The organism is Fibrobacter sp. UWH1 (assembly GCF_002210365.1).
Taxonomy (GTDB): Bacteria; Fibrobacterota; Fibrobacteria; order Fibrobacterales; family Fibrobacteraceae; genus Fibrobacter.
Genome location: NZ_MWQG01000028.1, coordinates 12,685 through 32,136, shown reverse-complemented (window position 1 = coordinate 32,136; position 19,452 = coordinate 12,685). Strand labels below are relative to the sequence as shown.

Annotated in this window: 20 protein-coding genes; 6 read left to right on the top strand and 14 right to left on the bottom strand. The window is 50.5% G+C overall.

Annotated elements, in window-relative coordinates; translation table 11 throughout:
* Positions 1-95 precede the first annotated feature (95 nt).
* On the top strand, positions 96-974 hold the full coding sequence (locus B7992_RS12130) for a hypothetical protein (RefSeq protein ID WP_088666392.1): 879 nt from the start codon (positions 96-98) through the stop codon (positions 972-974).
* Here the strand turns inward: B7992_RS12130 and B7992_RS12125 are convergent.
* Positions 922-1,758: an NYN domain-containing protein gene (locus B7992_RS12125; RefSeq protein ID WP_088666391.1), complete on the bottom strand. Its 837-nt coding sequence runs from the start codon at positions 1,756-1,758 to the stop codon at positions 922-924. The two genes, B7992_RS12130 and B7992_RS12125, sit on opposite strands and share 53 nt — an antisense overlap.
* Positions 1,759-1,890: 132 nt before the next feature.
* Complete coding sequence (locus B7992_RS12120) at positions 1,891-2,841, bottom strand: M48 family metallopeptidase (RefSeq protein ID WP_249269410.1); 951 nt, start codon at positions 2,839-2,841, stop codon at positions 1,891-1,893.
* Between the two features lie 458 nt (positions 2,842-3,299).
* Between B7992_RS12120 and B7992_RS12115 the strand changes: the two genes are divergently transcribed.
* The gene (locus B7992_RS12115) at positions 3,300-3,515 is read left to right on the top strand and encodes a hypothetical protein (protein ID WP_088666390.1); all 216 of its coding nucleotides are present in this window, start codon (positions 3,300-3,302) and stop codon (positions 3,513-3,515) included.
* A gap of 176 nt (positions 3,516-3,691) precedes the next feature.
* Here the strand turns inward: B7992_RS12115 and B7992_RS12110 are convergent, their stop codons facing one another.
* From B7992_RS12110 to B7992_RS12100, 3 genes are read right to left on the bottom strand one after another with little or no spacing between them, the layout of a single operon-like run.
* Positions 3,692-5,491 carry a penicillin-binding protein activator gene (locus B7992_RS12110; protein ID WP_073160740.1) on the bottom strand — a complete coding sequence of 600 codons (1,800 nt, stop codon included), beginning with the start codon at positions 5,489-5,491 and terminating at the stop codon, positions 3,692-3,694.
* Position 5,492: 1 nt separating this feature from the next.
* Complete coding sequence (locus B7992_RS12105) at positions 5,493-5,807, bottom strand: DNA polymerase III subunit beta (protein ID WP_073160741.1); 315 nt, start codon at positions 5,805-5,807, stop codon at positions 5,493-5,495.
* Between the two features lie 23 nt (positions 5,808-5,830).
* Entirely contained in the window at positions 5,831-7,012 is a 1,182-nt protein-coding gene (locus B7992_RS12100) for a metallophosphoesterase (RefSeq protein ID WP_073160742.1), read from the bottom strand.
* 27 nt (positions 7,013-7,039) lie between these two features.
* Here B7992_RS12100 and B7992_RS12095 point away from each other — a divergent pair, with 27 nt between their 5' ends.
* Positions 7,040-8,314: a Na+/H+ antiporter NhaC family protein gene (locus B7992_RS12095; RefSeq protein WP_176421941.1), complete on the top strand. Its 1,275-nt coding sequence runs from the start codon at positions 7,040-7,042 to the stop codon at positions 8,312-8,314.
* A gap of 41 nt (positions 8,315-8,355) precedes the next feature.
* Here the strand turns inward: B7992_RS12095 and B7992_RS12090 are convergent, their stop codons facing one another.
* From B7992_RS12090 to B7992_RS12075, 4 genes are all read right to left on the bottom strand, one after another.
* Positions 8,356-8,925 carry a low molecular weight protein-tyrosine-phosphatase gene (locus B7992_RS12090; RefSeq protein WP_073160746.1) on the bottom strand — a complete coding sequence of 190 codons (570 nt, stop codon included), beginning with the start codon at positions 8,923-8,925 and terminating at the stop codon, positions 8,356-8,358.
* A 14-nt stretch (positions 8,926-8,939) separates the two neighbouring features.
* A complete protein-coding gene (locus tag B7992_RS12085; protein ID WP_088666389.1) occupies positions 8,940-12,164 on the bottom strand; it encodes a transporter substrate-binding domain-containing protein in 3,225 nt (1,074 codons plus the stop codon).
* 105 nt (positions 12,165-12,269) lie between these two features.
* A complete protein-coding gene (locus B7992_RS12080) occupies positions 12,270-12,833 on the bottom strand; it encodes a very short patch repair endonuclease (RefSeq protein WP_254795032.1) in 564 nt (187 codons plus the stop codon).
* Between the two features lie 2 nt (positions 12,834-12,835).
* The gene (locus tag B7992_RS12075) at positions 12,836-13,525 is read right to left on the bottom strand and encodes a hypothetical protein (protein ID WP_254917700.1); all 690 of its coding nucleotides are present in this window, start codon (positions 13,523-13,525) and stop codon (positions 12,836-12,838) included.
* A gap of 101 nt (positions 13,526-13,626) precedes the next feature.
* Here B7992_RS12075 and pepT point away from each other — a divergent pair, with 101 nt between their 5' ends.
* Positions 13,627-14,958 carry a peptidase T gene (gene pepT / locus B7992_RS12070; protein WP_088666388.1) on the top strand — a complete coding sequence of 444 codons (1,332 nt, stop codon included), beginning with the start codon at positions 13,627-13,629 and terminating at the stop codon, positions 14,956-14,958.
* A gap of 75 nt (positions 14,959-15,033) precedes the next feature.
* On the opposite strand, the gene B7992_RS12065 is transcribed toward pepT, so the two are convergent.
* The gene (locus B7992_RS12065; protein ID WP_073160754.1) at positions 15,034-15,333 is read right to left on the bottom strand and encodes a helix-turn-helix transcriptional regulator; all 300 of its coding nucleotides are present in this window, start codon (positions 15,331-15,333) and stop codon (positions 15,034-15,036) included.
* A complete protein-coding gene (locus B7992_RS12060) occupies positions 15,320-15,706 on the bottom strand; it encodes a type II toxin-antitoxin system RelE/ParE family toxin (protein ID WP_073160756.1) in 387 nt (128 codons plus the stop codon). The genes B7992_RS12065 and B7992_RS12060 overlap by 14 nt, the downstream gene beginning before the upstream one ends.
* Positions 15,707-16,108: 402 nt before the next feature.
* On the opposite strand from B7992_RS12060, the gene B7992_RS12055 reads away from it, so the two are divergent.
* A complete protein-coding gene (locus tag B7992_RS12055) occupies positions 16,109-17,605 on the top strand; it encodes a toxin-antitoxin system YwqK family antitoxin (protein WP_088666387.1) in 1,497 nt (498 codons plus the stop codon).
* Between the two features lie 113 nt (positions 17,606-17,718).
* Here the strand turns inward: B7992_RS12055 and B7992_RS12050 are convergent, their stop codons facing one another.
* Entirely contained in the window at positions 17,719-18,099 is a 381-nt protein-coding gene (locus B7992_RS12050) for a GNAT family N-acetyltransferase (protein ID WP_073160851.1), read from the bottom strand.
* On the opposite strand from B7992_RS12050, the gene B7992_RS12045 reads away from it, so the two are divergent.
* Positions 18,098-18,703 (top strand): efflux RND transporter permease subunit, encoded by a 606-nt coding sequence (locus tag B7992_RS12045; RefSeq protein WP_083539785.1) that lies wholly within the window; start codon positions 18,098-18,100, stop codon positions 18,701-18,703. The two genes, B7992_RS12050 and B7992_RS12045, sit on opposite strands and share 2 nt — an antisense overlap.
* On the opposite strand, the gene B7992_RS12040 is transcribed toward B7992_RS12045, so the two are convergent.
* Together B7992_RS12040 and B7992_RS12035 are read right to left on the bottom strand one after the other, a co-directional pair.
* On the bottom strand, positions 18,695-19,105 hold the full coding sequence (locus B7992_RS12040; RefSeq protein WP_073160764.1) for a putative toxin-antitoxin system toxin component, PIN family: 411 nt from the start codon (positions 19,103-19,105) through the stop codon (positions 18,695-18,697). The genes B7992_RS12045 and B7992_RS12040 overlap by 9 nt on opposite strands.
* Positions 19,102-19,404: a type II toxin-antitoxin system RelB/DinJ family antitoxin gene (locus B7992_RS12035; protein ID WP_073160766.1), complete on the bottom strand. Its 303-nt coding sequence runs from the start codon at positions 19,402-19,404 to the stop codon at positions 19,102-19,104. Before B7992_RS12035 ends, B7992_RS12040 begins: the two co-directional genes overlap by 4 nt.
* Positions 19,405-19,452 lie beyond the last annotated feature (48 nt).

The following is a 19,452-nucleotide window of genomic DNA, read 5'->3' as shown; positions in this document are numbered from 1 at the left end:
AATCGTTGATTTTTAACGCTTTAACAAATTTTCCACTGCAAAAATCCTCAACATAATGTATCTTATATGTTCGGAATTTATAAATGGGATCTTTTATGAAGACAAAGATAACCTCTTTTTTGACTGCAGCTGTCCTTAGCGTACTCGCTCTGGCAAACTCTTCCTTCGCTGAAGCCGAATCCGGTTTCTACGACAAGGACCATATCCGCGGATTCGTATCCTTCGGCACCGATTTCCGCATCATGCACGATGACTTCCAGAGCTACGTGAACCACCTGGCCTTCGTAAAGGGCGGTCATACCGTGTCCACCGATGAAGGCGACGTCTTCTACAGCGGTGGCAAGATGAAGTACAAAACCTTTGACGACTACTACCTGGGTCTCCACGCCATCTTCGGCGCCCAGTACAAGCAGTTCCAAACCTGGATCGACATGAACTTCATGCCCACCCAGATTTCTGAACGTCCCAGCAAAACCTACACTGCCGAAGCCTATGACGCCAATGGCGATGAGCTTCATATGAAGTTCCCCCTGTACGACGTCAAGTGGTACAGCTACGGCGCCGACTGGATGTTCGGCTGGAAGCTCTTCGGCGAAAACACCTTCATCAACTTGATCCCCGCCGTCGGTTTCGGTTTCAACCTGATCAACATCCACTTCGCCTCTAACTTCGAAGTCACTGACTTGAACGGTGGCGAAACCTACAACTTCCGTAACCGCTACTACAGCGCCATGGCCACCACAGTCAACAGCGAACTGGAAGGCCGCCTGGAATTCGACCACCTGGCATTGGGCGTCTATGTCGGTTACCGCTTCGTACGCTACAATGAACTCAGCGTCGAAGGCAAGGAGCTGGTCAACACCGAATATATCGGCGACGACACCGACAACAACGGCGACACTTTCTTCCTGGGTCTGCGCCTCACATGGATCTTCCACAGCGACTGGCAGACAAAGCAGGAAAACAAGCTTTAATACTCTCCGGAGTTTCGCATTTCGCCCAGAGGTCATTTGGCCCCTGGGCTTTTTTCATGCCCGCCAATCCGTCATCTGCAAAACGGCCCACAGCCAGCCCGTCATCCGTCACGCAGGTCAAACCGCCACCGCCGACTGCAACATCCGGGGCGGTCCCAACCTGGGGGCGAAAGAAGAATCCCGTAGGCGGAATATCGTTTGCAGGATCGTGGTCCAGAATCCGCTCCATGGCAACGTAGTGCGCACAGCGTAACCTGAGCCCCGTATCGGTCCTCCAGTGCACATAGCGGCTGTTCTTGGGGTAGCTAAAACTCCAGCCCAGCAGAAGCACAGGCACCCCCATTTTCTTGAGCCTATCTACAAGGGGAACATATTGCCCCTGGGTGCTGAGCAGTATCACCGCATCCATATCGCAGTATGCGGCAAACATCTCGGCGTCCTTGATCAGCCCCAGGTTCGGCCCCATGTGGCCATCGTCTACAGGAAGGTCGCTGTAATGGACCTGATACCCCGCATTCATAAGTTCGAACTCGAACTTGAACACACCCTTGACCCCCCTGGCGTAAATGTGGGGGTTCCTCTGGGGGTGATAATAATGGGACTCCAGGGCGACAACCCGATTGGCCCTGTTGAAGTAGCGCTGGATCTGCAACTGCACCCAGAACTTGAGCCCCCGCAAATCCAGACTTGCGTGGTAGCGGTGGTGGACCCTGTAGTACTCGTTCACCTTTTTCAGGGTGTAGCCATCGAGAAAGAAGCCCACCCGCAAACAATTCCCAGTCATAATGCCTCCTGACGGTTAATGGTTCTTTCCTATTAACACGCAGGAAAATCCGGGAGTTTTCGTTAAAAATTGTTAACAAAATAAAAAATGCCGAAATTTATTCAAAATCAGCATTTTTTACATCAAAATTTTTTAAATCAGGTCGCGTTTATTTAAGTCATCCATCAAGGATCCGGGCATCCATTTTTCAAGGGCCCTGTACTTGGGATTATCCAGCTTGGCACGCCATTCCGCCGCCTTCTCTTTTCGGCCGGCATCGTTATGAATGCGGATCAGGTTCAGCACGGAACACCAGTATCGAATGGAGGCGCCAGTACGTTCCAGATAGGCGGCAGCACTCTCTTCGTAAATCCGGGCGGCTTCATCATAACGCTTCAGGCGGTAAAGCATGTCGGCCTTGATCTGGAGCATCACGGGATTTCCCGGTGCGCGGGCCAGGCCACGTTCGGCAAGCTTCAGGCCGGTGGCGTAATCTTCCTTGTCGTAGTGCATCCAGACCAGGGGCGTAAGGAACAGGGGCCAGAAGCGGCCCGACACCTTGGAGGCGCTATCCAAAACGGAAAGGTATTCGGCACGGTTGTCGGACTTGAAGGGAACCCAACTGAAACTCTTGTCGATATAGTAGGCGTAAATGGCAAAGAACGCGCGGGCCTCCAGTTCCTTGGAATCCTCGAAGGCCTTGGCGGCGGAGCGGGTGGTCATGGCGCCTTTTACAGAATGACCGGTCTCCCCCTGCACATAGCCGATCTCGAAACGGCGCAAGGCGTCCCACAGTCCCGAGGCTTCACACTTCTCGAGGCTACGGCCGGCATGATGGAGGGATGCGGTATCCCCCTTGTCGTCATAAATACTAATACGGACAACCCCTTCCAGAATACAGCCCAGGCCCTTGTTCTCGGCGCGCAGTTCCTTGGCATACTTCAGGGCGTCATTATAGCGCAGGGCCATGGTGGCCTCGGTGGCCTTTTCCCACAAAGCGGCCTGCCTTGCATCCAGGGCAAGAGTCAAATCGTGTTCGTCGGCCGCAAAGGCGACAACAGAAGCCAGGGCAAGACAGAATATCAAAAGGAATCTGGAAAACATCAGGGTAAATCTAGAAAATTGCACCACCGGTGTTTATGGGGGATGTTGATAAGTTGTGATTTGCGACAGATTACAAACACTTTATCAACAGAAAAAGAAGACCCCGATTTTCGCTATTTCACCCCCATTTTCGAAAACATTGTCGCAGGTTCTTATTCCAGACAGGAATATTCGTCTCGACGGAACCGCATACGGTCAAAAACAGGGTTAAAATGCCGTAATTTAATGAAAATCAACAAGTTAGACTTTTAAAAACCGGCATTTTCATATATAAAATCGGGCAAAAAACGCAAACGGTTAAACTTACTTATTATTTACGAATAAAAAAATCTGTTGTCAAAGCTCTAAAAAAAATCTATAAATAGTACAAACATTCAACAACTTTTCAACAATTCACAAACTAATCAACATGTAGAAACATTTTTTTCGTTCCAGGCGATATACTTGGTGGAGGTCCCATGAAGATATTCCGCAAAACATCGGCACTGTCCTTCTACTTGCTCAAGTCCGGCTTCCAGGCATTCAAGGCAAGGATCAAGGAAGAGCTGGACTCCACCGGCACCGTGAACCTGGACGACATCATCGATGACGAAGAGCTGCGCGCCTTCTACCGCCGTGGGGAATCCCCCGCATTCGTAGCCGCAGCCCTCTGCCCCGCAGGCATCGACGACTAGAAAGTTTATTTCTCTCCTCCTAGAAACAAGAGCCCCGCAGTTTTAAACCGCGGGGACTCTTTTTTTAAATGCAATCAGCTAGATGTCGTCGCGACCCAATATCGTCGCGACCCAATATCGTCGGGACCCATATCGTCAGGCCCCATATCGTCGGAACCGTCCGGCGGCAGCCGCAATTACTTTCTGGCGGGGCAGCCTTCGACAGTTTCGAACTTGCCCTTGTTCACCGTAACGATCTTGGTGTTGGTGTTGGCGCCACGCTTGAACTTGATGTCTCCATACACGCCCTTGAAGACGGCGGTGTTGTTGATGGAGTTGGTCAGGCTGTTGGGCTTCTTTGCGATGGTGCTGAACACGATGTTTGCAGCGTCGTAGCTGAGGCCGCTGACCTTGTCTTCGCCCGGTTCATCGCCCCAGCGTTCCTTGAAGTCAGACACGAACTTCTTGAGGTCGGAGTTGTCGCCGCCCATGTCCAGGGCCGGCACGCTGAAGTAGGAGCTGTCCACCAGACGCTTGCCCTGGATCAGCAGTTCGCGACCATACCAGCCGGAAGCGCCCAGCAGGCGACCGGAAATCTTGTTGAATGCCACCTGACCTGCCATGAGGCCTGCATCGCCGGGGTTGGTTGCGGGGATAAAGATACCCGGGATATCGAAAGTGGAGTCAGCCATGTAAGCCTTGCGTTCCTTGGCGTTGATGGCATCCAGGTCGGAAGCGCCACGGGCCAGGTTGCGGCGGCGGTTCAGCTGCTTGAAGCGGACATCGCGGAGCAGGTCAAATTCAGTCTTGTAGTCGGGGCGGCCTTCTTCGTAGTTGCGGAAGGCGACCACGTTACCACCGCGGCGTTCAACAGCCTGGGTAAAGCTCTGGCTCATGGAAGCACCGTAATCACCCAGGGGGCTAAGAACGGCGAATTCCTTGATGTTCAGGCAGTTGGTAGCGAAGTCTGCAATCTTGTGGGCCAGGTTATCCATGGTGATGTTCACCTGGAAGATATTGGGACCCATCTTGGCGATGCCGTCATCCGTTGCAGTGGGAGTCAGCATGGGGATGTTCTGGAAGTTGCTGCCCAGCCAGGCGCCGACGGTTGCAGCCGGAGCGCTCATGATGGGGCCGATCACGGCGATCACGCTATCCTGGTTGATAGCCTGCTGGGTACGGAGGAGAGCCTGAGAGGCATCGGCGCGGGTATCGGCGGTACGGATATTCACCTTACCAGCCAGGCCAGCCTGTTCGTGGGCGAGAATCACACCCTGAATGGCAGCGGCACCGAATTCGGCGAAGTCACCGGACAAGGGAGCCAGCACCAGGACGGTGGGCATGCCGGCACCGTAGCCTTCCAGGGACTCGATGCCACGCTGGGCGGTGCTCAGAAGCTTTTCGGAAATATCGGAAGAAGCGGCCACCTTCTTGTACCAGTAGCGGGCGGCGCGGTAACGCTTGACGTTCTGGCATTCACGGCCAATCTGCAGCTGCATCCAGCCGATAACATCCTTATCCACCGGATACTTTTCCAGGAGAGCCTGGAGCTGGTCAGCGTTCAAAAGGGAAGCGGCCAGAGTCTGTACTACCACGTCCTTGGTACGGGCACGGGCGGCAGGATTCTTGGAGTAGGCCAGGATGCGGAGCATGGCTTCGACACCTTCGTAAACGTTGCCCTTTTCTACCATGACAATGGCGTGGGCCAGTTCCATGCGTTCACGGTAGACCGTGTTCACATAGTATTCCAGGAATCGGGAAGAAACCTTTTCGGCCTCGTCGCGGTTATGTTCGCGCAGGTAGCATTCGGTGAGCATGACGGTCGCCTTTTCACCGGAAGACTTGCGGAAGCTGGACTTGTAAAGCTTCTGGAGGGGGGCGATAGCCTCGGCGCACTGGCCGTTCTGAATCAGGGACTTTGCCTGGGAAATTTCATCCTGGGCGAACAGGGAGGTTGCGAGGGATGCAACCAGAACAAGGGGAAGAAGACGTTTCATACTAGGATTCTTCGACGGACTGAACCACGTCGTGCTCTTTCTTGATTTGTTTCTGGAGGGATTCGGGCAGCTTGGCCCAATCCATAATATCCACGCGGAAAGGCAAGCCGCTGTCGACAAAAGCCTTTTCAATGGTGGTCATGGTTTCAAAGGAAAGGGGTTTTTCGGAAATCACCACCAGTTCCAGTTCCGTATCGGGAGTAAGGTCTACTCCTGTCACACGGGCGCCATGGGCCCAGACTTCCATACCTTCAAAATGGAGGGCAAGGATACGCTGGACCGTTTCCAAATGATTAGATTCGATGCATAAAGCCATGGGGGGAAATATAGTTAATCCCGTCAGCGGTACAGGAAATGGAGTACCCAGAGCTCCGTATCTGACCCTACGCGAACGGGAGGGCCCCAGGAATCGATACCGGAACTGACCAGCCAATGGACCCCATCCAGCATGCCAAAACCGTATGCCAGGCGCCAAACCAGGCCAATAATCAGGTTTCCGGGGAAGAACTGCCCATCGTGAGTATGGCCGGAAAGGGCGAAATCAGGCAAAATTCCCGAATATTCGGGTTCAATACCCTTTGGCTGGTGGTCCAGCAGGATCCAAGGGCTAACTTTACGGTAAGCGCCAGAGGAGTCAGACTTGAACTGCTGCGGCACCAAATCCGCCAGAGGTTTACGTTCGGTACCGCGGGTACGGGCCACCTGGAAATCAGTACGGCCGGTAAAGCAGACTTCGGGGACGCCAACCTTCCTAAAACAGGCGGTAGAATCGTCCATAGTGACCCAGCCGTTGCTTCGGAGCCATGCCAGCGTATTGGAACCGTTACGTTCCTGCATGGCCTCGTGATTACCGTTGATGGCTATGGCGGCCACCTTGGCGGACTTGGCCACCTTCGCCATGAGGGGGGCATAACCCCATTCGTCCATGGTAGCGGTATTTACATCGGACAGGTCACCGCCAAAAAGGACGAAGTCCGGCCCGATGGAATCCACCTGGGCAGCCAGGCGTTCAAGCTTTGCGGTACGGAACAGCGGAGCAAAATGTATATCGCTGAAATAGACCGCGGTAAACGGCTTTTTGGAACCGCAGGAATCGCAGTCCGTTTTCAGGGAGACATCCTGGGTACGCACCTGGTAATCGGCATTATGGGGCACGCCCAGCCCGATAAGGATGAGGGCCAGCAGGATGCTGGCGATAAGAACGCCTCTCGTACTTTTACAAACAAAGTTAGCGCTTGATTTTTGATAACCCGACCCGGTCATTTTATGGCTGAGCCAGAAAAAACGGCCCATCAGGAAGACGTCCAGCAAAATGAACATCCAAAGGGCCTGACACATCCAAATGGTAAAGAATGTCAGGAGGATGGCGCCTACAACGCCGTCCCGCAAGGTCATGCTCAAAAAGATGCCAAGCAAAAAACCGAGAGCCAGCAGTTTCCCCCCTTTGCCGGGAAGGGTCCTGCTGATGTTCAGGTACAATACAACGATGGCAGTGAGCAAAAGTCCGAAGAAAAATATCATAGGGTAAAATTACATAAATTTGGCGTCGTGTTAATCGCTCTCGCCATAGGATTCGTAATGCTGATGACCTACGGAAAAATCCGCAGGTTCAGCTGGCGCGCCCTCTGGAAAATGGCACTGTCGGGAATGACCGCCGTAAGGAACATCGCCATCGTCATGCTGCTGGTGGGGGCACTCACTGCGTTGTGGCGGGCCTGTGGAACGGTAGCCTTCATTGTCAATGCCGCCTCGGGAGCGCTTACGCCAGAACTTTTCCTGCCGGCGGTTTTCGTCTTGTGCGCCGCCGTCTCGGTGCTTACGGGAACATCCATCGGAACGGCCGCCACCATGGGCGTCATCTGCATGGGCGTAGGGGCCGCTATCGGAGTCGACGAAGCCATTTGCGGCGGGGCCATTCTTGCCGGCGCCTATTTCGGTGACCGTTGCTCGCCAGTCTCTACAAGCGCCATGCTGGTGGCAGAAATTACAGGGACGAACCTCCATGAAAATATACGGGGCATGATCAAGTCCGGTTGGAAAGCCGCCTTGGCCGCCCTGGCAATTTATGGAATCCTGGGCTACGTCACAGGCACAGTTCCCTCTGACGTAAATCCATCTGACGCAAGTCTCGCGGTCGGAGCAGACAACATAACGAAACTTCTGCAGCAGCATTATGACCTGGGCATTGTCACCCTCTTGCCAGCCGTCGCGATTCTCGTCCTTGCGGCCCTGCGGTTCAATGTAAAGATGACCATGGCCGTAAGCATCGCCATGTCCTTCGCAATTTGCATCTGGCAGCAGCAAATGACCGCGGCCGAGACTGTCAAGACAGCCTTCCTGGGATTTGACGCCCCTGCAGAAATTTCCATGATGAATGGCGGTGGCGTTTTCGGAATGGTCAAGATGATTGTAGTCGTCGCCATTTCCCTGACTTATGCGGGACTCTTCAAGGGCATGGGAATTCTAGATAAGATGAACCGATTCGCAAGCCGTATCGCAAACCGACTTCCTCCTTGCGGTTTCGCCTCCCTTACGGCGGTTGCCTCAAGCGCCCTTTCCTGCAACCAGACTCTGGCCATCGTGCTGACCAACGAAATTTCAGGCAATGTCATTCCCGACAAAAAGGAGCGGGCCATGGCCATCGAGAATACGGCCGTCGTGATTGCCCCCCTTGTTCCCTGGACGGTAGCAAGCCTGATTCCCCTGGGGACCATAGGCGCCCCTACCGCAAGCATCCTTTTTGCCTGCTACCTGTATCTGCTCCCGATTTCAAACATCGTTTCAGAAATGCGGAGCCGCAAAAAATTCGGGGCGGTAATTTAATTGAATCTGCGCGGGAACTATTTTAATTGAATCTGCGCGGCCTACTTCCAGGCGCCGGCCAACGCCTTCGCCATAATTTCGTCTAGCAATCCGCGGCAACCTTCGTTTACGTCGCGCCAGGTCGCCTCGAAATCACCGGTATACCAGGGGTCGGCCACATCGCCCGGGCGACTGGTCCAATCCATCAGCAGCGAAACTTTGCGGTCTTCATTAGCGGCGCCGTCAATACCACGGGCCGTTTCCTTCTCGTAGCTTTCGGCATTAATGTTCCAGCGCAAATTGCGGAGGTTATTGCGGTCCATCAGCACTACATAATCGTAGCGGTCATAATCCCGCTGATTGAACTGTCGCGCGGCATGTCCGCTGCAATCAATCCCGCGGGCATTTAACAACCGACGGGCAGGCGGATAAACCGGATTCCCGATTTCTTCGGTGCTTGTAGCGGCACTTGCAATCTGAAAATCTTTCTCAGTCAGACCTGTAGCGCGAGCGTCAGCTCGTGCGTCATTGGCTGTATTTCCAAAAAAATCCCTGACCATCTTCTTCATGACGAATTCCGCCATGGGACTACGGCATATGTTACCGTGGCACACAAAAATAATGCTAGGCATCAATTCCTCAGTATTTACACCTGCTTTCCAAGAACTTCCATCAGTTCCGGAACAGAGATGGGCTTGGACACATGACCATTCATGCCAGCGTCAAAGGCCTTCTGGCGGTCTTCATCAAAAGCATTGGCAGTCACGGCCACCACAGGAATCAAGGCCTTTGCAGAGTCCGTCATCTTGCGGATAGCCCGGGTTGCCTCATAGCCATCCATATTGGGCATCTGGATATCCATCAAGACGGCGTTATAGGTTCCTGCGGGATTCTGCCTAATCTTTTCGACGGCGGCAAGACCGTCTTCAGCCAGATCCACCTCGAATCCCAATTCCTCCAGGATGGACATTGCGATTTCCTGGTTCAGCGGATTGTCTTCTACCAGCAAGATTTTCTTGCCCTTAAAGTCAAAGGCGTTCGACTTAAAAAGTTCTTCGGTAGGATCAATTCCAAGTTCCTTCGCAGACGCATTCTTTATCACCAGGTCGCTAAACTTGAACATCACATTCACCGTGATTTTCGTTCCAACGTTCGGTGTGCTGTCAACGACAATCGTACCGCCCATCATGTCAATGATGTTCTTGGAAATGGCCATCCCCAGGCCCGTTCCCTGAATGCCGCTAACAGTTGATGTTCTTTCGCGACTAAAGGTTTCAAAGATATGATTCCTAAAGTCGGCACTCATACCGATACCCGTATCCGCAACGATAAACTGGTAGTTTGCAAAACCTTCGGGAGCGCCTCCACGTTCCACAACCGACACGACCACGCGGCCACCTGGGCGGGTAAACTTGATCGAGTTCCCCACGATATTCAGAATCACCTGTTTCAGCTTCAGGTCATCGGCAAGAACGACCTCGTTGGTAAGGGCGTCATAGAAGCTGATGCTTACACCCTTTGACTGGGCGGTATTCTGCACCATGTCCTGAATTTCGCGGATCATGGAAGGCAAGTGGACTCGGTCTTCGGAAAGTTTGACCTTGCCGCTTTCGATTCGGCTCATGTCAAGCACATTGTTGATCAGCGAAAGCAGATGACTACTAGAGATGGAAATCTTGTTCAGGTAACTTCTAACCGCATCCGTATCCCGCACATGGATCTTCGCCAGGTTAGTAAAGCCAATGATGGCGTTCATGGGCGTACGGATGTCGTGGCTCATGTTGTTCAGGAAGATGGTCTTGGACTGATTGGAGCGTTCCGCCACCGCCAAGGCATTGGACAGCAATTCACGATGTTCCCTTTCCTTTGCCATCAAGTCGTCAACGGTCTTGCATCCAAGAATGATCACATTCTTCTTCAAATTCGAGAAGTAAACCTTGGTAAAGGAGGATTGGGTATAGTGCTTCTTGTTACCCCATTCTGCGCGGTAGGTGCAAATATATTCCGACTGTTCCTTCAGATTTTCAAGAACCACATCCAGAGACGAAGCCCTTAAGACTTCTGAACGATCCTCTTCGCAAACATACTTGTTGGCAAACAATTTCCAGGCCGCGTCATAGCTTTCCTGGTAAATCCAGTCCTTTTCCTTCAGGACCTTTCCGTCTTTCTTAATGGTTAGCGAGAATCCTCTTTCGATGTCCACCAAAATCGCATAGGGATAATCAAGGCTCAAAGCCTCACTGATCTCGACCTGAATCTGGGTCGCATGGTGAGCCTTCTTCATTCCGGAAACATAGAGCGCCAAAATCGTTATGATGACAAAGGTGATCATCGCCATCAGCAGCACGAAGAAAATCAGATTGTCACGTATAAAGTCCGACATGCTGTAATGGCTATGGTATTCCATGTACTTATAGGCCGCATTATTCATGACATTCATATCCATGAGGCTAAAGCCACGGTTCAGCAAGCTGAGCAAGGCGAAATTACCCTTGCGGACACCTACAGAATAGAAAGAACCCTTGCCTATGGGCATAAACTTGAGCTGCGAGAACTCGGCATCGCGCATCAGGGGATTGGCCTTGAAGGTAATCAACAGGGCACTGGAAGCCTTACCATCTTGCACAGCCCTCATACACTCTTCGGCATTGTCCAGCATCAGCCATTCGCTTCCGGGGAACATTTCCCGCATGAACAGGGTCTGCTGCGGCTTGGCGATCATCGCAATCTTCTTGAAAATGGACTTGTTGTAATCGCCCTTGAACACGACGGACATGGGAACGCTCACCAGCTCCGACGAAATCATCACATTGGACTGTTCCGCATACCACCTGTTACTGGGCAGGGGGAAAACCACATCGACACTGCCACTCTGCAATTCCGTAATAGCCTGGCGGAAATTGACGCAGGGGACATAGCGAACCATCAGCTTGCCATCAAGATTCAACTTCTTGAGCCAGGAATCCATGATGTCCTTGAGAACGCCATTCACACGACCATCGGCGCCTCGCGTACAATAGGGCAAGTGGTCCGGAGCGTAAGCCACCTTTAAAACATTGTGCTTTTCGAGCCATTCCTGTTCGCGGCTAGAAAGTTCCGCACTGACTGACTTGCTCCTGTAATACTTGTTTCGGAGGCTTTCTATGAAGGCGCCATCATCGGAATTGATATGTTCAAGAGCGGTGTTCAGTTCGCGCAGCAGGCGATTCGCCCCCTTTCGCACACAGATATAGGATTTCGGGGAAGCGACGAGCACCAGGGGCTTTACATTCATCCCGCGGTCCAAAAACTTGTCGTTCCCGGCAAAGCCATCCACCTCGCCCCTTTCCAGAGCCCTAGGCAATTCGTTCAGGTCGTTGAAATAGACATACTCCAGCTGGGCCCCCTTTTCAGCAGCCCACTTCTTGAGTCCTGTGGTCAAGTTGCTGTTACGCAGGCAGCCGATCCGCTTGCCGTTAAAAGAACTGATGTCCTCTTCAGACATGGAATTGTCGCCACGTTTCGTAAAGATGAAATGGTAATCCACGTCCATGTAATAGTCAGGATATTCCATCTGACCTTTACGTTCATCCATCTTGGCCAGGCCGGCCATGATGTCCACTTCCCCTTTCAGGAACATGTCGAAAATGGCACCCCAATCCCCATAAATGTACTTGTACTGCCAACCGGTATAGTCGGAAACCTGCTGCAGATATTCGTAGCCATAGCCCGACTTGATAGAACTGTCGGCCATACCTTCCTGGAAATGCTTGCTGGAATAGTAACCAACAGTCACAACCTTAGCCTGATTTGTGGAAGAGGCATCAAATTCCTCTGCAAAAGTGCTGGAAACGCCCAAAACAAGGCCCAGCAGCGCAATTACACAGGTCAAAACAAAACTTCGATATTTACAGGAGCGGACAGTCACACACCAACCTTACACTAATTTTCTGTAAGTAATATATAATAAGTTTTCGTGTAAAAGCTAAGTCCGACCCTAAAGCTCGATGGTTTCTTCATCGCTTTTGATGAATGTCATAAGCCGTTCCAGGGTAAGGGCCGCACCCATACGGTCATCGGGGGAAGTACCGCGACGGTCCTGGGGTTCACTGCCCTGGGAAGTTTCGCGGCAATCATGGGAAGTGCCGCGGTGTGAGTCGTCACGGAGGGAGCATTCCCAGACCACCGCCACGCGGATCCCCATCAGGGATAGCTGATGGCGGGTCTTGATATCACGGGCCATATTGTTGTCGAACTTTTCATTCCAGAAATCGGAATTGGACTTAGGGCGACTGGTAAGCTTGCAGCCATGCTGATGCCAGAAACAGCCGTTCACGAAAATGGCCACCCCGTATTTCTGCACGAAGATATCCGGCGTACCGGGCAAGTCGCGACGGTGCAGGCGATAGCGGAACCCCGCCTGAAAAAGTGCACGACGCACCTTCACCTCGGGCTTGGTATCCTCGGAATGGACCGCCCCCATCATCTGGGAACGGGTCATGGGCTTCCTGGACTTGCGCCGCCCCTTTCGTTTGCGGTTCTCCTTGACAGCCCCAACCACTTTCAAACCCGCTGGTACTTGAAGTAATAGAACAGCGACCAGGCCGCCCAAAGGCAGCACAGCACCATCCCTGCATAACCCATGGTATAGACCACGTCGGCAATCTTGTCGTGTTTCAGCAGCAGCCCTGTTTCAGACAAAATAAAATTCCAGTCATGGAATCCATAAGGAGCCTCGGTTCCGGTACCGCCGCTAATCAGCATCAGGCGCATATGCAGGGCGTCATCGATATAAGGCGCCACATCGATAAAATTCTCGAAAGCCCACCAGAGACCCACCGAAGCCCCCATCAAGTCGCGGGGCTTGATCCACAACGCAAAGCCAAACACCAGGGGCATGATAATCTGAAAAAGGCTGCCCCCAAGGGAAGTCACCACAGGCTTTCCGAAAATGCCGAATACGATATGCCCCGTTTCATGGACAGGCAAATTCAGGCAATGCAAATATTGGGCGATGGGAGCATCGTACCCCTGCCGGAACAACTGCGCCGAAAAAAAGATCATGGCCACCAGCAGGACCACCCGCAATCCGAAAAACTGCTGACGTCCCAGAGGTCTCGGGTAAAAAAAGAACTGGGCCACTAACGGCCAGGTCTCGGGATCATCCAGGCGCACGTGAGAAAAACGGCTGCGTTTTACCGTAACCAGTTTCAGCGGAACTTGATCTGTAGACTTTCCCTTTTCTGCTGTCATACCCTAAAGATAAACTTTTAATGACCCGACTCCCCCATTTTATTTACCAAACATTCTAGTTTTTAAGTCAGAAAATCAAGCGCTAACTTTATGGGTTCATTATGAAGGTACAGGAACGTTTTTTAAAGTACGTCAGCTTCCATACCACTTCCGATGAGAACTGCGAAAATTGTCCTAGTTCGGAACGTCAGCTTGCATTGGGCAGGTACTTGGCCCAAGAGCTGAACGACATCGGCTTGCAGCAGGTAAAGATGGACGAACACGGCTATGTGTACGGCTTGCTGCCCGCTACCGCCGGCCACGAAGATGACGACGCCATCGCCTTCATTAGCCACATGGATACCTCGCCGGACTTTAGCGGCGAAAATGTGAAGCCCCAGATTATCGAAAATTACGACGGCGGCGATGTTGTGCTGAAAGGTTCCGGCGCCGTGTTGAAAGTGGCCGACTTCCCGACGCTGAAAACTTTGAAGGGCCGCACCCTGATTACCACCGACGGCACCACATTGCTAGGCGCCGACGACAAGGCGGGCATTGCAGAAATCGTTACCGCCATGGAAGAGCTGGTGGCTACCGACCGCCACGCCGAAAGTCGCGGCTACGAAAATCTTTCCGGCCATGGGGACATCTGGGTTTGCTTTACGCCCGACGAAGAAATCGGTCGCGGTGCGGATCTGGTTGACTTGAATTACATGAAGGCCAAGTACGGCTACACCGTTGACGGCGGCTACGAAGGGGACATCGCCTACGAGAACTTCAATGCGGCTAGCGCAAAGTTCATTGTCCACGGCAAGAGCGTTCATCCCGGTGAAGCAAAGGACATCATGAAGAACGCATGCCTCATAGCTGCGGAAATCGCCATGGCGCTCCCCGCCGACGAAACGCCCGCCATGACCGAAGGCCACCAGGGTTTCTATCACCTGACAGATATGCAAGGCGATGTCAGCGAAGCCACCCTCAGCTACATCGTCCGCGATCATGACAAGAAGCGCTTTGAAGAACGTCAGGAATTTTTACGCCAAGTTGCCGCGAAGTACAATGCGAAATTCGGCGGTACCGCTTTTGCGGATGCAAGTAAGGAACGTGCCGGCGGCAGCGTCGTAGAACTGCAGCTGAAACATTCCTACAGCAACATGCTGGAAGTCATCGAGAAATGCCCCGAAGTTCTGGAACGCGCCCGTACCGCCATCGAAGCTATCGGCGATGAACTGGCCCGCACAAGTCCTGAAATTTTCGGCAAGGCGGAAAACTGCCTGCAACCCGTAAGCGAACCTGTCCGCGGCGGCACCGACGGCTCCAAGCTCAGCTTTATGGGATTGCCCTGCCCCAACCTTGGAACAGGCGGCTACGGCTACCATGGTCCCTTCGAGCACGTTTCCGTAGAAGCCATGGAAGCCGTGGTAAAGATCATCAAGAAAATCGCCTGCGGGTAAAACAGCGGTCTAAAGGAAAGCCATAAACCTTTGCAAAAGAACCTCCCCAGAAAATTCCGGGGAGGTTTACTTAAATCAAGCTGAAAGTTTTACAACTTTCTTCCCTTTTCGTGCTGTAAGTTCATAGCCTAAAGGGGCAAGTAATGCGGTCAATGTTTTTAGCGTTACATTAACAGGCTGCATGGCTCGCAAATTTTGAATGACTGAAGTCGAAATCCCTGAAAGACTTGACAACTTACGAACGCTGATTTTTTCCTGAGCCATTGCCTCAAGCAACAACTCAGACAAAAGGAAATTTGCGTATTCCTTGTCAAAGGCTTCCTTTTGCTTAGGATCTTCCATCATTTTATCAAATGTTGATTTAGCCTTTGACATAATATACTCCAGCGATTACTCGTTTTTCGTAGTTTTCTTTTCTGCTGATTGCTTTTGATTTTTCTTCTTCCGGAAGTTTCTGACCTTTTTTACAAAAGGCATTCGTTACAATGATTTTCTTGCCTGTATAAAAGAAAGACAGAAACCTATTCGGCTGAGGTTTAAACGCATAAATCTTATCGCCTTCATTTCTAAACTTTGTAAGATCAGAAATACGGCCAAAATCACCCATACGTTTAAAAAGCATCATTACCTTTCTTTTGCTTACATCATTCAATCCATTGAAAAAATCTAAAGCATCACTTTTTCCTTGCTCATCATAAAACCATTCGATGGTGTACGATGAACCATTGTATGCAACAATCTCTTCCAAATGTATCTCCTTTTTGATACACTGTCAAGGGTATGACATCTATATTTTATACTCACAAAATCGGCGCAAATTGAAAACACGGAATCATTGCCTGAGATTCCATTCCCTGTAATTACCATGAAATTTATTTAGGGAGCCTTTCGTTCCCAGCCCTACGCGCACAGTCAAGAGGCTTGCCTCCTCTCTCAGGTTCTGCGGAGATGCCAAATACGGCACGCTCCCACGACTTGCAGCAGAGAATTTATGATGCCCTACGTATAGGGATTAGCAATTCAACCAAAATATAATCTATGCGAGAATCATTTGCAAGACACTGTCGTTATGCAGTCAACGATGCAATTGCGAACACACTGTATTCGCAATCAGTGAATTTGTTATATTCCTAAAAAACTGTAGGCTTAAATGAAATTCATTCTTTTTCTTATTGCACTAGCCTTGATTGCTTGCTCAAATTCAGGTATTCGAAAATACCCGAATGGTCAATTAGTACAGCAGGGTTTCAGAGAAAATGGTGTGGAAGGCGTTGATAAATTTTACCCATCCGGCGCCCTTATGGAGCACAATGAATTTCATGGGGCAGACCGTAGCAACTCAACTATCACTACCTACTACGAAAATGGTTCTATGGAATGCAAGGGTTCTTTCGCGAAGGGAATCCAACAAGGCGACTTTCTCTGCTATTTCCCATCGGGAGCATTACACGTTTCTGTTAGTGAAGACGGTCATGTAAAGCAATTCTACGAATCAGGCATTCTACTTCAAGAATACTTTATAGAAAATGGCAAAGTGGAAGGAGACTTCATCAGCAATTATCCGGATGGTAGGTTACAATACAGATGCAAGTACAAAAATGACCACGAAATTTCCCGTGAGATTTTTTTCAAAGATGGTCAGATAAAAACTGAGTCAAAAGAAAGTAACGGCAGCAATTCGAATAATCAAAAGACAAGACCAAATATTCATGTAAGCTACTCATTTCATTCTAATGGGATGCTGGCTCGAAAGGCAATTTTTATTGCAGGACGTTCCGTAGGAAAGGAATTCAGTTATTCACTCAATGGTAAAATAAGTGCCGAAAGGATTTTTGCCTTTAGTGTCCAACAAGGGTTTCAACGAGAATACTATCGCAATGGAAATCTTAGAAATGATTTTGTCATTTACCTTTCGGAATCAGGCAACCACTATGATACCTACTACCATAAATTATTTGACGAAGATGGAAATCTTAAATACTACAAGGATTCCTTGACCGAAAAATTTTTCTATGAAAACGGAAACCTAAAATCGCTAAAAGATTCCACAGGAGAATATTCATATAACGAGGATGGATCGCTAAAAAAAGAAATCGTAAATGGAATTGTACATTGGATAGACAGGGATTGGAACGATTCCTCCAAAATATGCGAATCCTGGAAAGACTCCCTGAACAACGAATACAAAGGCAAATGCACTAATGCAAAAGGCGCTATCATAAGCGAATTCTTTGAAAAAGGAAGAATCGATAACGCGACGGTACCCATTCAGAAAAAAAGAATCTATTCCGATAATGGCATCCTAATTTTTAGTTCTGAAAAACAAGATAGTCTGGTAAAGGAAACAGACTTTTACGAAAGCGGTAAACTTTGGATTCAAAAGGAATACTACCTAGAAGGATACAGGCGCAAACTGATTTACTTCAAGGAATATTCCGAAGATGAAATCACAATTCGCGATTACCAGGTTATCGAGGTAGACGGGGTGCGCAAGGCCATTTGTCACTTCAAGGACTTTGAGGGAAATGATGTTGAAGTTCCTCCACGTCGTCGTAACAGACCTTTTAGTATGCAGGACGAAGTGAATGGCTGCATTCGCAAGGAAAGACCGAAGTACGAATACGTGGACAAGTGCGAAGTTTATTAGGAAACATTAAAATGCAATGAAGCTACCGGGAAATTCTCGGTAGCCTTTATTATATCAATGCTAGATCCTCGCCTGCGCGAGGATGACACAACGGGGCAAGGACTTTGCGAGTACTATCCCAACTGTCCGGGAAGCACTTTCTTTTCCTTGGGCGGGAACTGCTTATCGAATTCCTCCACGTCGGCTTCACTTACAAAGTAAGGCGCTGGGTCACGGTAGGAACCGCTCACTCCATCCAGAAAGCCAGGCGTCAATTCCCGAATCAGGAAATAGGGTGCGTCGCTGTCAGGATCGTCGGCGTAGCGGATACCCTTGGACGTTGCAGTGACAAAACCGCACTTGCCGTAGAACTGGATGTTACCGCACATGGCGATACATCCGGCGCCCATCTGGCGGGCACGTTCCAGGGCGTAGTCCAGCAGCATCTTGCCAAGACCCTTGTGTTGCATGTCGGGGCGAACGCTGATAGGCGGCGTCACCGATGATTTCAGCATGGCCTACATTCATGTGGAACTGAAGGAATGGAATTCCAAGCAGCTGGACATCGATATCGATAGCGCACAAACTCTGGTTCGCAAGTATTTCCCCAAGGCAGATGTTGGCGTAGAAGGTTACGCCGTAGAACAATCCTCCATGAACAACAAACTGGTGGAAGGTGAAATCAAATCCGTCTGCATCTCCTTCGTAGTAATTGCGCTGCTTTTGATTGCCTCCTTCATGAGCGTAAAAACTGGTCTTATCGGCATGATCCCCAACGTGGCACCCATCCTTGTGATTGGCGGCGTCATGGGCGCATGCGCCTTCAGCATGGACATGATGACCATGATGGTGATTCCCATGGCCATCGGCATTGCGGTGGACGATACCATCCATTTCGTGAACCATTCCAAGCTCTGCTTTGAACGATGCGGCAACTACCGCGAATCCATTCTCGCCACCTTCAGAGACGTGGGCAAGAGCATGGTCAGCACCACCATCATTCTCTGCATGATGTTCCTCGCCTACATGGTCAGCCCCGTCACCATCTTTTTCAGAGTGGGCCTCATGGCAACCATCGGCCTCGTCACCGCCATGGTCGCCGACTTCACTTCAGCTTAAATTCACAATCTCCACCATTTCTGCCGGAGTTACAATATTTGACTGTTCGGGGAAATGCTTGATGTTCCCGGTTATCAAATAGGCATCTTCGTCAGCCTTGCCCATCGTAATTTCGTAAAATACGAGATCATCCATATCGGGCAGCACCATTCCGGTCTCAAGACGATCCACATTCATTCCGAAGGTCTTGATAGACTCCAAAAGGAACTGAATGCGTGGCTCTGGAAAACGGAACTTTGAGCGCCTTAGAACCTCGCCATATTCTTCAAGAATTTCTTCGTTGTACAGCGGAACTATCTTGCCTTCAAGCATCATACGTACAACGACAACTGTCGCGGAATCATCACGACGTGCCATCAAAGCAGAAACCAGGACATTTGTATCAAACGTCGCAAGAATCACTTATACGCCTTGGCCTTGCTTCTTTCCCTGACGCACTGAATTTCAGCATTGATTTCATCCAAGGACATTTCCTGCAAGTTCCTTGCACCAGCACGCATCGCATAAAAATTTTCCAATGCCTGTGCTCTCGAGATCGACTCCTTGGATTCAATCTCAAACGGGATTTTTTTCTGGATCAAGACCTGATTCAAAAAAAGCCTAATCGCAGTGGTCATATCAAGACCAACAGACTGAAAAAATTCTTCAGCTTCCTTTTTCAAGGAAGTTTCTACACGCGTTTGAATGACTGTCGTTTCCATCGTTTACCTCAGTATAAATATAATACTTTAGTAATACAAAAGCAATAG

Coding starts and splice junctions, on each gene's coding strand:
- B7992_RS12130 (WP_088666392.1), top strand. CDS start 96: ATGAAGACAAAGATAACCTCTTTTTTGACTGCAGCTGTCCTTAGCGTA.
- B7992_RS12125 (WP_088666391.1), bottom strand. CDS start 1,758: ATGACTGGGAATTGTTTGCGGGTGGGCTTCTTTCTCGATGGCTACACC.
- B7992_RS12120 (WP_249269410.1), bottom strand. CDS start 2,841: ATGTTTTCCAGATTCCTTTTGATATTCTGTCTTGCCCTGGCTTCTGTT.
- B7992_RS12115 (WP_088666390.1), top strand. CDS start 3,300: ATGAAGATATTCCGCAAAACATCGGCACTGTCCTTCTACTTGCTCAAG.
- B7992_RS12110 (WP_073160740.1), bottom strand. CDS start 5,491: ATGAAACGTCTTCTTCCCCTTGTTCTGGTTGCATCCCTCGCAACCTCC.
- B7992_RS12105 (WP_073160741.1), bottom strand. CDS start 5,807: ATGGCTTTATGCATCGAATCTAATCATTTGGAAACGGTCCAGCGTATC.
- B7992_RS12100 (WP_073160742.1), bottom strand. CDS start 7,012: ATGATATTTTTCTTCGGACTTTTGCTCACTGCCATCGTTGTATTGTAC.
- B7992_RS12090 (WP_073160746.1), bottom strand. CDS start 8,925: ATGCCTAGCATTATTTTTGTGTGCCACGGTAACATATGCCGTAGTCCC.
- B7992_RS12075 (WP_254917700.1), bottom strand. CDS start 13,525: ATGACAGCAGAAAAGGGAAAGTCTACAGATCAAGTTCCGCTGAAACTG.
- pepT (WP_088666388.1), top strand. CDS start 13,627: ATGAAGGTACAGGAACGTTTTTTAAAGTACGTCAGCTTCCATACCACT.
- B7992_RS12065 (WP_073160754.1), bottom strand. CDS start 15,333: ATGTCAAAGGCTAAATCAACATTTGATAAAATGATGGAAGATCCTAAG.
- B7992_RS12055 (WP_088666387.1), top strand. CDS start 16,109: ATGAAATTCATTCTTTTTCTTATTGCACTAGCCTTGATTGCTTGCTCA.
- B7992_RS12045 (WP_083539785.1), top strand. CDS start 18,098: ATGGCCTACATTCATGTGGAACTGAAGGAATGGAATTCCAAGCAGCTG.
- B7992_RS12050 (WP_073160851.1), bottom strand. CDS start 18,099: ATGCTGAAATCATCGGTGACGCCGCCTATCAGCGTTCGCCCCGACATG.
- B7992_RS12035 (WP_073160766.1), bottom strand. CDS start 19,404: ATGGAAACGACAGTCATTCAAACGCGTGTAGAAACTTCCTTGAAAAAG.